The 12927-nt window shown below is 67.5% G+C and carries 12 protein-coding genes; all 12 read left to right on the top strand.

Annotation, left to right across the window (positions count from 1 at the left end; all coding sequences use genetic code 11):
• Positions 1-108: 108 nt before the first annotated feature.
• The 12 genes from RTW82_RS04895 to RTW82_RS04840 all read left to right on the top strand — a co-directional run bounded on the left by RTW82_RS04895 (position 109) and on the right by RTW82_RS04840 (position 12915).
• Entirely contained in the window at positions 109-1029 is a 921-nt protein-coding gene (locus RTW82_RS04895; protein ID WP_021216782.1) for a LysR family transcriptional regulator, read from the top strand.
• 355 nt (positions 1030-1384) lie between these two features.
• Complete coding sequence (locus RTW82_RS04890) at positions 1385-2761, top strand: nucleobase:cation symporter-2 family protein (RefSeq protein ID WP_316924411.1); 1377 nt, start codon at positions 1385-1387, stop codon at positions 2759-2761.
• Between the two features lie 186 nt (positions 2762-2947).
• Positions 2948-3619 (top strand): TetR/AcrR family transcriptional regulator, encoded by a 672-nt coding sequence (locus tag RTW82_RS04885; RefSeq protein WP_021216784.1) that lies wholly within the window; start codon positions 2948-2950, stop codon positions 3617-3619.
• Positions 3619-4218: an IMPACT family protein gene (locus RTW82_RS04880; protein WP_316924410.1), complete on the top strand. Its 600-nt coding sequence runs from the start codon at positions 3619-3621 to the stop codon at positions 4216-4218. The genes RTW82_RS04885 and RTW82_RS04880 overlap by 1 nt, the downstream gene beginning before the upstream one ends.
• A complete protein-coding gene (locus RTW82_RS04875) occupies positions 4215-5174 on the top strand; it encodes a LysR family transcriptional regulator (protein ID WP_271659901.1) in 960 nt (319 codons plus the stop codon). The genes RTW82_RS04880 and RTW82_RS04875 overlap by 4 nt, the downstream gene beginning before the upstream one ends.
• 278 nt (positions 5175-5452) lie before the next feature.
• Entirely contained in the window at positions 5453-6286 is an 834-nt protein-coding gene (locus RTW82_RS04870) for a hypothetical protein (protein ID WP_043243755.1), read from the top strand.
• A 731-nt stretch (positions 6287-7017) separates the two neighbouring features.
• Entirely contained in the window at positions 7018-8556 is a 1539-nt protein-coding gene (locus RTW82_RS04865; protein ID WP_316924409.1) for an ABC transporter ATP-binding protein, read from the top strand.
• A gap of 16 nt (positions 8557-8572) precedes the next feature.
• Positions 8573-9676: an ABC transporter permease gene (locus tag RTW82_RS04860; protein WP_316924408.1), complete on the top strand. Its 1104-nt coding sequence runs from the start codon at positions 8573-8575 to the stop codon at positions 9674-9676.
• Positions 9673-9906 carry a hypothetical protein gene (locus tag RTW82_RS04855; RefSeq protein WP_316924407.1) on the top strand — a complete coding sequence of 78 codons (234 nt, stop codon included), beginning with the start codon at positions 9673-9675 and terminating at the stop codon, positions 9904-9906. Before RTW82_RS04860 ends, RTW82_RS04855 begins: the two co-directional genes overlap by 4 nt.
• Positions 9897-10823, top strand: a complete 927-nt coding sequence (locus tag RTW82_RS04850) for an ABC transporter permease (RefSeq protein ID WP_043247085.1) — start codon at positions 9897-9899, stop codon at positions 10821-10823. The genes RTW82_RS04855 and RTW82_RS04850 overlap by 10 nt, the downstream gene beginning before the upstream one ends.
• A gap of 141 nt (positions 10824-10964) precedes the next feature.
• Entirely contained in the window at positions 10965-11648 is a 684-nt protein-coding gene (locus RTW82_RS04845; RefSeq protein ID WP_316924406.1) for an SDR family oxidoreductase, read from the top strand.
• A 187-nt stretch (positions 11649-11835) separates the two neighbouring features.
• On the top strand, positions 11836-12915 hold the full coding sequence (locus RTW82_RS04840; RefSeq protein ID WP_316924405.1) for a BMP family ABC transporter substrate-binding protein: 1080 nt from the start codon (positions 11836-11838) through the stop codon (positions 12913-12915).
• The last annotated feature ends 12 nt before the right edge of the window (positions 12916-12927 follow it).

Below are 12927 nucleotides of genomic sequence, written 5' to 3'. Positions count from 1 at the left end.
CGTGGGTTGTGGGGGAGAACCCGGTGGTTCTTGCAGTCGACATTGCCACGGGCATAAAGTCATGAAAATTCAACTTTTCATATCTTCAGATCACGGACTACTAAACTGATGAGCACCCGTCGCCCGGAAGCCCTGGCCCAGGTCAGCGACTTCGATATCCGCCTGCTGCGCATCTTCCGCAGCGTCGTCGAGTGCGGTGGCTTCTCCGCTGCCGAGAGCGTGCTGGGCATCGGTCGCTCGGCCATCAGCCAGCAGATGAGCGACCTGGAGCAGCGCCTCGGCCTGCGCCTGTGCCAGCGCGGCCGCGCCGGCTTCGCCCTGACCGAGGAGGGGCGCGAGGTGTACCAGTCGTCGCTGCAGTTGCTCAGCGCCCTGGAGAGCTTCCGTACCGAGGTCAACGGCCTGCACCTGCACCTGCGTGGCGAGTTGAACATCGGCCTCACCGACAACCTGGTGACCCTGCCGCACATGCGCATCACCCATGCCCTGTCGCGCCTGAAGGAGCGCGGGCCGGACGTGGTGATCAACATCCGCATGACCCCGCCCAGCGAGGTGGAACAGGGCGTGCTCGACGGCCGCGTGCACGTGGGCGTGGTGCCACAGACGGTGGCGCTGTCGGGCCTGGAGTACCAGCCGCTGTACGACGAGCGCTCGCTGCTCTACTGCGCCGTGGGCCACCCGCTGTTCTACGCCGACGATGCCCAGCTCAGCGATGCGCGCCTGAACGAGCAGGAGGCCATCGCCCCCACCTTCCGCCTGCCGGCCGATATCCAGGCCCACTACCAGGCGCTGCATTGCACCGCGAGCGCCTCGGACCGCGAGGGCATGGCCTTCCTTATTCTCACCGGGCGCTACATCGGCTATTTGCCGGACCACTACGCCACCTTCTGGGTGCAGCAGGGCCGCCTGCGTGCGCTCAAGCCGAGCAAGCGCTTCTACGACCTCAGCCTCGCCACCGTGACCCGCAAGGGCCGCCGCCCGCACCTGGTGCTGGAGAGCTTCCTGGAGGCATTGGCTGCGACGGGCTGAGGTGTGTTCGCGGGGGATAGCGGGCTGGCGGAGCGCTTGAGTTCCCCTTCCACTCCGCCTGGTGGACCGGTGAAGCGTGGTCCACCCTACGAAGCCGCGCTCTGAACTGAATCGTAGGAGAGAATGAGCGCCACCGAACGCCCAGCAATGAAGCGGGCGACCCCGATTTGGTGCAGGAGAACCCCTTCGGTCATACCTAGCGCAGCCCATACACCTATCCCGTAGCGCCCACCAACCCTGGGCTTCGCAGAGTGGAAAGCGAAAAAACCTGCGCACTTGGTCAATTTTTTGCAATAGCCCGGCATCTGCCCCGGCGAGCCGCTCCGGTTCGCCGCCCCAACCTGCCGAGGCCAGCATGCACGCTGAAGAAGAACGCAACTCCGAACTCATCTACGGCCTGGACGACAAGCCGAAACCGCTGCTGGCGTTCTGTGCCGCGCTGCAGCACGTGCTGGCCAGCTTCGTCGGCATCATCACCCCGCCGCTGGTGATCGGCGGCGCGCTGGGGCTGGGGGCGCACCTGCCCTACCTGATCAGCATGGCGCTGATGGTGTCCGGCGTCGGCACCTTCCTCCAGGCGCGGCGCCCGTTCGGCATCGGCGCGGGGATGATCTGCCTGCAAGGCACCAGCTTCGCCTTCCTCGGTGCGGTGCTGTCGGCGGGCTTCCTGGTGAAGAGCCGTGGCGGCAGCCCGGAGGACATCCTGGCGATGATCTTCGGCGTGTGCTTCTTCGGCGCCTTCGTGCAGATCGTGCTCAGCCGCTTCATCGGCCACCTGCGCCGGGTCATCACCCCGCTGGTGACCGGCATCGTCATCACCCTGATCGGCGTCAGCCTGATCAAGGTCGGCATCACCGATATCGGCGGCGGCTTCAAGGCCCCGGACTTCGGCGCGCCGGGCAACCTGGCCCTGGGCGGCCTGGTGCTGGCGACCATCATCCTGCTGAACCGCTCGAGCAACCCCTGGGTGCGCCTGTCGTCCATCCTCATCGGCCTGGCCGTGGGCAGCGTGGCCGCCTTCTTCAGCGGCAAGCTGGTGCCCCAGGCGCTGCCGGACCTGCCCCTGGTGAGCGTTCCGGTGCCCTTCAGGTTCGGCTTCAGCTTCGACTGGACGGCCTTCATCCCGGTGGCGCTGATCTACCTCATCAGCACCATCGAGACCGTGGGCGACCTGACCGCCAACTGCATGATCTCGCGCAAGCCGTTCAAGGGCCCGGAATACGAGGCGCGGCTCAAGGGCGGCGTGCTGGGCGATGGCGTCAGCTGCATGCTGGCGGCCACCTTCAGCGCCTTCCCCAACACCACCTTCGCCCAGAACAACGGGGTGATTCAGCTCACCGGCGTCGCCAGCCGCCATGTCGGCCTGTACATCGGCGCCGTGCTGTTCGTGCTCGGCCTGTTCCCGCTGATCGGCGCGGTGCTGCAGCAGATCCCCAAGCCGGTATTGGGCGGCGCCACCCTGGTGATGTTCGGCAGCGTGGCGGCGGCCGGCATCCGCATCCTCGCCCAGGCGCCGCTGGACCGCCGCAGCCTGCTGGTGATCGCCGGTTCCTTCGGCGTCGGCCTGGGCATCGCCGCGCAACCGACCCTCCTGCACCAGATGCCGCAGCTGGTGCAGAACCTGTTCGACTCGGCCATCACCTGCGGCGGCATCACCGCCATCGTCCTGAGCCTGGTGCTGCCGGAAGAGAAACGCGCCAACCGGACGGACGGTGCCGCCGAGCGCGCCTGAACCACGCCGCGCCAGGCCCGGGGCGGTGCTTGGCGCGGTGCACAGCACGAAAAAACCGACCCATCATGGTGCAGGCCCGACAAAACCTGTGGATAACCTGACCGCCGCAACAGTTTTGGCTTGTCGACCGCCCCGCGCTTGGGTTATCAGTGCATTCGCCCGCTTCCTGACCCCTCTGGATGACCTATGACTGTCCTGGTCCCCGCCCATAGCCCCAGCTCCACCGGCAAGCCTGCCGGCCGCATCCGCCAGAAGAACGAAGAGACCATCCTCGCTGCTGCCGAGGAAGAGTTCGCCAAGCACGGTTTCAAAGGCACCAGCATGAACACCATCGCCGTGCGTGCCGGGCTGCCCAAGGCCAACCTGCACTACTACTTCAGCAACAAGCTGGGGCTGTACGTGGCGGTGCTGAGCAACATCCTCGAACTGTGGGACAGCACCTTCAACACCCTGACCGTGGACGACGACCCCGCCGAGGCGCTGGCCCGCTACATCCGCGCCAAGCTGGAGTTCTCGCGGCGCTTCCCCCTGGCCTCGAAGATCTTCGCCATGGAAGTGATCAGCGGCGGCGCCTGCCTGGAGAAGTATTTCGATCAGGACTACCGCGACTGGTTCAAGGGCCGCGCGGGGGTGTTCGAAGCCTGGATCGCCGCCGGCAAGCTGGACCCGATCGACCCGACGCACCTGATCTTCCTGCTCTGGGGCAGCACCCAGCACTACGCCGACTTCGGCTCGCAGATCTGCCGCGTCAGCGGCCGCAAGCGCCTGACCAAGGACGACTTCGAAGTCGCCGCACAGAGCCTCACCCACATCATCCTCAAGGGCTGCGGCCTGACCCCGCCGACACCCGCCAGCTGATGCCCTTCACCCTTGCCGCGCCCTGCGAATACCGCGAGGAAATCCGCAAGAGCCGCTTCATCGCCCTCGCCGCGCCGGTCACCAGCGCGGCCGAGGCGCAGGCCTTCATCGCCGGCGCCAGCGACCCCGCCGCCTCGCACAACTGCTGGGCCTGGAAGGTGGGTACGCAGTACCGCTTCAGCGACGACGGCGAACCCGGCGGCACCGCCGGGCGCCCCATGCTCGCGGCCATCGAGGGCCAGGACATGGACCAGGTCGCGGTAGTGGTGATCCGCTGGTACGGCGGCATCCAGCTCGGCACCGGCGGCCTCGCCCGCGCCTACGGAGGCAGCGCCGCCAAGTGCCTGCAAGGCGGCGAGCGCCTGCCATTGCTGCGCCTGTCGCGCTTCCGCTGCCACCTGGCCTTCGCCGAACTGGCGCTGTTCAAGGCACGCCTGGCCGACCTCCAGGCGCAGCTCGAAGGCGAGGACTACGACGCCGAAGGCGCCTGGCTGCAACTGGCCCTGCCGGAGGCCCAGCGGGAACCGCTGCAACGCCTGCTCGGCGACATCAGCCGTGGGCGCAGCCAGCTCGCCGCCATCGAGGACGACACGCCATGACCGGCAAGCTGCGCATCCACTCGCCGGCCATCCACTATTTCGACATGGTGCGCCGCTGCAACTCCATCCGCGAGGCGGCGCGCCGGCTCAACGTCGCCTCCTCGGCGGTGAACCGGCAGATCCTCAAGCTGGAGGACGAGATCGGCGCGCCGCTGTTCGACCGCCTGCCCGCCGGCCTGCGCCTGACCCCGGCCGGGGAGATCCTCACCCGCCACATCACCGTGGTGCTGCAGGACGTCGAGCGGGTGCGCTCGGAGCTGGATGCCATGCAGGGCCTGCGCACCGGCCACGTGGAGATCGCCACCGTCGAAGGGGTGACCATCGACCTGCTGCCCCGGGTGCTCAAGGCCATGCATGAGCGCTACCCACGGGTCACCATTGGCGTCACCGCCATGGGCTCCCAGGCCATCCCCGAGGCGGTGCTGAGTGGCGCCGCCGACCTCGGCCTGGCCTTCTTCCTGCCCCGCAGCGCCGAGCTGCAACAGCTCAGCGTCGGCCACTTCCGTCTCGGCGCCATCGTGCCGCGCGGGCATGCGCTGGCCTCGCTGCACGAGGTGAGCTTCGCCACCTGCGCCGAGCACGGGCTGATCCTGGCCAAGCAGGAACTGTCCATCCACCACCTGCTCGGCCCGCTGCAGAAACGCCTCAACCTGCCCGGCAAGCCGGCGCTGGAAAGCAGCTCGGTGGAGCTGGCCCGGCAACTGGTGAAACGCGGCATGGGCGTGGCCTTCCAGACCCGCATCGGCATCGAGGCCGACCTCGAGGCCGGCGACCTGGTGCACCTGCCGCTGACCGACAACGGCGGCATCTTCAACGACCTCGGGCTCTACGTGCGCGGCGGCCGCTACCTGCCCGTGGCGGTGGATGCGCTGGCACGCCAGCTGACCGAGGAAATCACCCTGCGTGAGCGCGAAGAGCGGCCACCACCCCGCAGTGCCCCCGGCAACCGGCCGTAGGCCGCATTCCCGACTATCTTTTTCATGACTGTCCCTGTCGAGGCTCTGGACGGGGCGCCCGGCTGCAGCCCGCGCGCTAGAGCCATCGGCTTTTGCGGTTTGTACACAATCCCGCTAAAGCCCTGAAAATACTGACTTTTGAGTCAGTCGCGTGATGCCGAATCGGCATCGGGATGCTCTACATTCTGTTCTTTGGTGATCAATCCGGATGTGCTGATACTGCGCCCCTCGGTGCCCGAGCCCACGCATCGAGAACCCAGGAACAGGAGCCCATAACAATGAAAAAAGCACTGCAGGGAGCCACGGTCGCTCTCGCCCTCTTCTCGGCCGGCGAAGCGGCCGCACTGGAATGGATGAACAACAGCGTCGGCTTCCGCTACGGCCAGCAGTTCACCAACCCGAACAACCCGAACAAGTTCGCCAAGCGCATCTACAGCTTCACCCACGCCAGCGGGTACCAGTACGGCAGCAACTTCTTCAACCTCGACGTCTTCCTCTCCGACAACCGCGACCCGCGCAAGGGCACCGACCACGGTGGCAGCGAGGTCTACGCGGTGTACCGCCACCAGCTGTTCGCCTCGCGGGTGTTCGACCAGAAACAGGGCGACGGCCTGATCAAGGACTACGCCTTCACCGCCGGCTTCGACGTCAACCGCAACAACAACCGCGCCTCCTCCAACAAGCGCGCCATCGTGTTCGGCCCGACCCTCAAGTTCAACACCGTCGGCGTGCTTGACCTGAGCCTGCTCTACTACCGCGAGCGCAACCAGACCGGTATCCCCGGCGCGCGCCACGAGGAAATGACCTTCGACGGCACCTACAACCTCAACCTCACCTGGCTGCGCCCCTTCCAGGTCGGCGACCACGCCGCCAAGTTCCAGGGCTACATCAACCACGTGGGCGAGAAGGGCGAGGACTACAACAACAAGGACACCGCCGCCGAGACGCTGATGCGCACCTCGCTGATGGTCGCCGCGCGCCCGGGCAAGAACATCAAGCCCAACCTCTGGTTCGGCGTTGGCTACGAGTACTGGCACAACAAGTTCGGCGTCGACGGCGGTCGCGGCAGCCGCACCTCCACTCCGACCCTGAACATGGAATTCAGCTTCTGACCCGCCGCCCGGCGCCACTCGGTGCCGGGCCCTCCCCCGCGACACGATTGCCCCTGCTCCCGGGCTGAAGCCCGGGCTACCGTCTTCCCGGAGGCGAGGGACTTCGTAGGGTGGACCCCGCTCCACCGGTCCACCGTGCGGTGTCTCAGCCATCCACACCGCCACGTCCCTTATCCCCACAACGTTGGGCCGCGCTGCGCTTGGCGCCAACCTACGGGAGCGACCGGAATCCGCCTTGTAACCACCCACATAAAGCGTGGACAAGCCTGTGGATAACCTTTTGAGCAATCGCCCGGAGCGCCGCCGGCCGCCGCTTCGCCGGAGCTGCTCGTTTCGTGACCAGTGCGCGTGGGGACCCGTGTCTACCGCGTAAGCACCTGAAGGGTCTAGCTTTATTTTCACCTGCCAGAAACCCGGGCGCCGGGATACCGGCGCGGTGCACCGCCATTGTCCACACGGGCCGTGGACATTCCTGTGGATAACCTTGGGAACAACTTCTCCGCGCCAGTGGCCACGGGCGCTGCGGGGCGGTGGTCGAAATTCGTCCAATAGCCGCTGCGCCATCGGGAGCCACGGCGCCCCGAAAGCGTGCAGGAAAATGCCCCGGCAATGCCCATCGACGGCTGCATTTCCCCCGCATCGCCCAGCCACGCGAGCGCGTGCGGGCCTTCCTGACCCGGTGGCCAGCTTTTTGCTTTGTCTGGCCAGCTCTCTTTCCGGGAAAGACCACGATGAACAGCCCCACTCCCCCACCGCGCCTGGAGATGCTCGGCATCACCAAGCGCTACCCCGGCTGCCTGGCCAACGACCGCGTCGATCTGCGCATCGAGCCCGGCGAGATCCACGCCCTGCTAGGCGAGAACGGCGCCGGCAAGAGCACGCTGATGAAGATCATCTACGGCGTGGTACAGCCGGATGCCGGCGAGATCCGCTGGCAGGGCGAGGCGTTGCGCGTGCGCGACCCGGCCCAGGCCCGCGCCCTGGGCATCGGCATGGTGTTCCAGCACTTCTCCCTGTTCGAAACCCTGACCGTGGCCGAGAACATCGCCCTGGCCCTGGGCCGCGAGGCCGGCACACCCAAACAACTGGAGCCGCGCATCCGCGAGGTGTCCCAGCGCTATGGCATGGCCCTGGAGCCCGGGCGCCTGGTGCACGCGCTGTCCATCGGCGAGCGCCAGCGGGTGGAGATCGTCCGCTGCCTGATGCAGGACATCCGCCTGTTGATTCTCGACGAGCCCACCTCGGTGCTCACCCCGCAGGAGGCCGACGAGCTGTTCGTCACCCTGCGCCGCCTGGCCGCCGAGGGCTGCAGCATCCTGTTCATCAGCCACAAGCTGGGCGAAGTGCGCGCCCTCTGCCAAAGCGCCACGGTGCTGCGTGGCGGCCGCGTCTCCGGCCACTGCGTGCCGGCCGAATGCAGCGACCTGGAACTGGCGCGGCTGATGGTGGGCGACGCCGAAGGCCTGGCCGCCAGCTACCCCAAGGCCAGCGGCGGCGCGCCCTTCCTCAGCCTGCGGGGGCTCGATTGGCATAACCCGGACCCGTTCGGCATGTCGCTGAAGCACCTCGGCCTCGATGTGCGCAGCGGCGAGATCGTCGGCATCGCCGGGGTCGCCGGCAATGGCCAGGACGAACTGCTCGCCTTGCTCTCCGGCGAGCGCCGCCTGCCCGCCGCCCAGGCCGGTGCCATCCGCTTCGCCGGCCAGCCGGTGGGCCAACTGCCACCGGACGCCCGCCGCGCCCGCGGCCTGGCCTTCGTCCCCGCCGAGCGCCTGGGCCACGGCGCGGTGCCGGACATGAGCCTGGCCGACAACGCCCTGCTCACCGGCTTCCAGCGCGGGCTGCTGAGCCGGGGCATGATCTGCCGCGGCCAGGTGCTGGCCTTCGCCAACGAGATCATCCAGCGCTTCGCGGTGAAGACCCCGGACGCCCACACCGCCGCCCGCAGCCTTTCCGGCGGCAACCTGCAGAAATTCATCCTCGGCCGCGAGATCCTCCAGCAACCCAAGCTGCTGGTGGCCGCCCACCCCACCTGGGGCGTGGACGTAGGGGCCGCCGCCGCCATCCACCGCGCGCTGATCGCCCTGCGCGATGCCGGCGCGGCGATCCTGGTGATCTCCGAAGACCTCGACGAGCTGTTCCAGATCAGCGACCGCATCGGCGCCCTGTGCAGCGGCGAGCTGTCGGCGCTCAAGCCCGTGGTCGCCACCAGCCCGCAGGAGGTCGGCCGCTGGATGGCCGGCCAGTTCGATTCGACCCAAGCCGCCTGAGCGCCCGGAGCCTTTCATGTTGCTATCCCTGGAACCCCGCACGCAGCAGTCGCGCGCGATGCTCCTGCTGTCCCCGGTGCTGGCCGGCCTGCTGACCCTGGCCTGTGGCTCGGCGCTGTTCGTCGCCCTCGGCCATGACCCGCTGGAAACCCTGCACGCCCTGCTGGTGGCGCCCATCAGCGACCTCTACGGAATCTCCGAGCTGCTGGTGAAGGCGCTGCCCATCCTGCTCTGCGCCCTGGGCCTGGCGGTGGCCTACCAGGCGCGCATCTGGAACATCGGCGCCGAGGGCCAGCTGCTCATGGGCGCCCTGGCCGGCAGCGCCGTGGCGGTGCACATCATCGACTGGGAAAGCCGCTGGGCCCTAGCCCTGGTGCTGGCCGCCGGCATGCTCGCCGGTGCCGCCTGGGGCGGCCTGGCGGCCTGGTTGCGCACGCGCTTCAACGCCAACGAGATCCTCACCACCATCATGCTCAACTACGTGGCCCTGAACCTGCTGCTCTATGCGGTGCACGGCCCGCTGAAGGACCCGGCAGGCTTCAACTTCCCCGAGTCGGCCATGTTCGGCGATGCCTCGCGCCTGCCGCCGGTGGTCGAGGACCTGCGCCTGCACATCGGCCTGTACTTCGCCCTGTTCGCCCTGGTGGCGGTGTGGGTGCTGCTGCACAAGAGCTTCCTCGGCTTCCAGATCAAGGTGCTGGGCCTGGACAAGCGCGCCGCCGGCTTCGTCGGCTTCCGCGAGAAGCGCCTGGTGTGGCTGGCGCTGCTGGTCAGCGGCGGCCTGGCGGGCCTGGCCGGCGTCGGCGAGGTCACCGGCCCCATCGGCCAGCTGGTGCCGCAGGTATCGCCGGGCTACGGCTACGCGGCCATCACCGTGGCCTTCCTCGGCCGCCTCAACCCCTTCGGCATCCTCGTTGCCGGGCTGCTGATGGCGCTGCTCTACCTGGGCGGCGAGAACGCGCAGATGGCCCTCAACCTGCCGCAATCCATCACCCAGCTGTTCCAGGGAATGATGCTGTTCTTCCTCCTCGCCTGTGATGTGTTGATTCTCTATCGGCCACGCTTCGCGTGGAGCTGGAAGCAAAGAGCCGGAAGCTTGAAGACGGTGCAACAGACATGAACGGCGCCTTTTCTTCCAGCTTCGAGCTTCCAGCTTCCCGCTACAAAACCRGTGCTGTCCCTCCTGCTCACCTGCGACGTGCTGATTCTGTACCGGCCACGCTTTGCGTTGAGCTGGAAGCCGAGAGCCGGAAGCTTGAAGACGGTGCAACAGACATGAACGGCGCTTTTTCTTCCAGCTTCGAGCATCCAGCTTCCCGCTACAAAACCGAGGTTTCCCCATGGATCTAGATCTGCTGACCAACATCCTCTACGCCATGGTGCGCTGCGGCACGCCGCTGCTGCTGGTCGCCCTGGGCGAGCTGGTGTGCGAGAAGAGCGGCGTGCTCAACCTCGGCCAGGAAGGGATGATGCTGTTCGGTGCGGTGGTGGGCTTCATCGCCGCCATCAGCACCGGCAACCTGTGGATTGGCGTGCTGCTGGCGATGGCCGCCGGGATGCTGCTGTCCGCCCTGTTCGCCCTGGTGGCCCTGGGCTGCAACGCCAACCAGGTGGCCACGGGCCTGGCGCTGACCATCTTCGGCATCGGCCTGTCGTCCTTCGTCGGCGCCGCCTGGGTGGGCAAGCCGCTGTCCGGTTTCGAGCCGGTGGCCATCCCGCTGCTCAGCGGCATTCCGCTGCTGGGCAAGATGCTGTTCAGCCAGGACCTGATGGTCTACCTGTCCTTCGCGCTGTTCGCGCTCATCGCCTGGGCGCTGCTCAAGAGCCGCATCGGCCTGGTGCTCCAGGCCGTGGGCGAGAACCCCGATGCGGCCAGCGCCATGGGCCTGCCGGTGCTGCGCGTGCGCACCCTGGCGGTGCTCTTCGGCGGGGCCATGGCGGGCATGGCCGGAGCCTACCTGTCCCTGGCGTACACGCCGATGTGGGCGGAGAACATGACCGCCGGGCGCGGCTGGATCGCCCTCGCCCTGGTGGTGTTCGCCAGCTGGCGGGTGTTCCGCGTGCTGCTCGGCGCCTACCTCTTCGGCCTGGCCAGCATCCTCCACCTGGTGGCCCAGGGCGTCGGCCTGGCCATCCCGGCCAACCTGCTGGCGATGCTGCCCTACGTGGCGACCATCCTGGTGCTGGTGCTGCTCTCCCGCGATGCCGTGCGCACCCGCCTGTTCGCCCCCGTGTCCCTGGGCCAGCCGTGGAAGGGTGGGCACTGACCGGACATCACTCCCGGGCTGAAGCCCGGGCTACAGGGTTGGGCCGTGCGAAGCGTAGCCCGGACTTCAGTCCGGGAAGCCCAGGCACACGCACTCAATAAACGGCTACTCTTGCCGGTCTTCACATGCAGAGGACCGCACATGAGCAGCACACAAACCGCATTGATCATCGGCGCCTCCCGGGGCATCGGCCTGGGCCTGGTCAAGCAACTGCAGGCCGCCGGCTGGCAGGTCACCGCCACCGTGCGCAACCCGCAGGGCGCCGGCGACCTGGCCGCGCTGGAGGGCGTCGAGGTGAAAACCCTGGACCTGGACAGCGTCGCCGGCCTGGAGACCCTGGCCGCTGAGCTGGACGGCCGCGCCTTCGACCTCATCCTGGTCAACGCCGGCGTCTATGGCCCGGTGCACCAGTCCGCCGTGCAGGCCACCGAGGCCGAGATCGCCCAGCTGTTCCTCACCAACGCCGTGGCGCCCATCCGCCTGGCCCTGCGCCTGCGCGACAACCTGCTGCCCGGCGGCACCCTGGCCTTCATGAGTTCGATACTGGGCAGCGTGGCCGGCAACGACGCCGGTGGCCTGTCGCTGTACCGCGCCAGCAAGGCTGCGCTGAACACCATGACCCGCAGCCTGGTGGCCGAATGGGGCGACGCGTCGCCCACGGTACTGAGCCTGCACCCGGGCTGGGTGAAGACCGACATGGGCGGCGAGTCAGCCGAGATCGACGTCGGCACCAGCGTCCAGGGCCTGGTGCAGCAGATCGAAGCCTTCGCCGGTCGCGGTGGCCATCACTACATCGACTACCAGGGCCAGACCATTGCCTGGTGACGCACCAGCAGGCGGCGGGCAGCGCTCGCCGTGCACCATCCGCGCTCGCGGATGGTGCGCAACGCCTGCAGCGAGGGGCCTGGCACGCGGCTTTGCGCGCGGCTTGTCCAGTTGGTCAATTTTTTGCAATCGCCTGGTCAGCCCACAGGGCACAGCAAAGAACAACAGACCAGGAGCCCCATCCACCATGTTCGATTCCAAGAAGAACCTGCTGCGCACGCTCGTCGCCGCCATCGGTTTCAGTGCCACCCTCGGCGCTTCCGCCGCCGACCCGCTGAAGGTCGGCTTCGTCTATGTCGGCCCCATCGGCGACCACGGCTGGACCTACCAGCACGAGGAAGGCCGCAAGGCGCTGGTGGCCAAGCTGGGCGACAAGGTCGAGACCAGCTTCGTCGAGAACGTCGCCGAGGGCGCTGATGCCGAGCGGGTCATCCGCAACATGGCCAAGGGCGGCTACGACCTGATCTTCACCACCTCCTTCGGCTACATGAACCCCACCGCCAAGGTGGCCAAGCAGTTCCCCAAGGTCACCTTCGAGCACGCCACCGGCTACAAGCAGGACAAGAACCTCGGCACCTACCTGTCGCGCTCCTATGAGGGCCGCTACGTCGGCGGCTACCTGGCGGCGAAGATGACCAAGAGCCACAAGATCGGTTACATCGCCTCCTTCCCCATCCCGGAAGTGATCCGCGACATCAACGCCATCCAGCTGGCCCTGAACAAGTACGACCCGCAGGCCGAGATCAAGGTGGTCTGGGTCAACTCCTGGTTCGACCCGGGCAAGGAAGCCGACGCCGCCAACGCGCTGATCGACCAGGGCGTGGACGTGGTCTTCCAGCACACCGACAGCCCGGCGCCGATCCAGGCCGCCGAGCGCCGTGGCGTGTACTCCGTGGGCTACGCCTCGGACATGGCCCACTTCGGCCCGAAGGCCGTGCTCACCTCCATCGTCAACAACTGGGGGCCGCACTACGTCCAGGCCGCCGAAGGCGTGATGGCCGGCACCTGGAAATCCCAGGACTACTGGGGCGGCCTGGCCGAGGACACCATCCAGCTGCCCATCAGCGACCTGGTGCCGGCCGACGTGAAGGCCGAGGCGGAGAAGATCATCGCCAGCATCAAGAGCGGCGAGTTCCACCCCTTCACCGGCCCGATCAAGGACCAGAGCGGCGCCATCAAGCTGGCCGACGGCGTGACCGCCACCAACGCCGACCTGGCCGGCATGAACTACTACGTCGAAGGCATCAAGGCGGAACTGCCGAAGTAAGCGCAGCCCCTC

This window comes from Pseudomonas sp. zfem005 (genome assembly GCF_032621735.1).
GTDB lineage: Bacteria > Pseudomonadota > Gammaproteobacteria > Pseudomonadales > Pseudomonadaceae > Metapseudomonas > Metapseudomonas solani.
This window is presented reverse-complemented; position numbering and strand designations above follow the sequence as displayed.

Bases quoted from the DNA above. Each gene is read 5' to 3' on its own strand.
- RTW82_RS04895 (WP_021216782.1), top strand. From the start codon at position 109: ATGAGCACCCGTCGCCCGGAAGCCCTGGCCCAGGTCAGCGACTTCGAT.
- RTW82_RS04890 (WP_316924411.1), top strand. From the start codon at position 1,385: ATGCACGCTGAAGAAGAACGCAACTCCGAACTCATCTACGGCCTGGAC.
- RTW82_RS04885 (WP_021216784.1), top strand. From the start codon at position 2,948: ATGACTGTCCTGGTCCCCGCCCATAGCCCCAGCTCCACCGGCAAGCCT.
- RTW82_RS04880 (WP_316924410.1), top strand. From the start codon at position 3,619: ATGCCCTTCACCCTTGCCGCGCCCTGCGAATACCGCGAGGAAATCCGC.
- RTW82_RS04875 (WP_271659901.1), top strand. From the start codon at position 4,215: ATGACCGGCAAGCTGCGCATCCACTCGCCGGCCATCCACTATTTCGAC.
- RTW82_RS04870 (WP_043243755.1), top strand. From the start codon at position 5,453: ATGAAAAAAGCACTGCAGGGAGCCACGGTCGCTCTCGCCCTCTTCTCG.
- RTW82_RS04865 (WP_316924409.1), top strand. From the start codon at position 7,018: ATGAACAGCCCCACTCCCCCACCGCGCCTGGAGATGCTCGGCATCACC.
- RTW82_RS04860 (WP_316924408.1), top strand. From the start codon at position 8,573: ATGTTGCTATCCCTGGAACCCCGCACGCAGCAGTCGCGCGCGATGCTC.
- RTW82_RS04850 (WP_043247085.1), top strand. From the start codon at position 9,897: ATGGATCTAGATCTGCTGACCAACATCCTCTACGCCATGGTGCGCTGC.
- RTW82_RS04845 (WP_316924406.1), top strand. From the start codon at position 10,965: ATGAGCAGCACACAAACCGCATTGATCATCGGCGCCTCCCGGGGCATC.
- RTW82_RS04840 (WP_316924405.1), top strand. From the start codon at position 11,836: ATGTTCGATTCCAAGAAGAACCTGCTGCGCACGCTCGTCGCCGCCATC.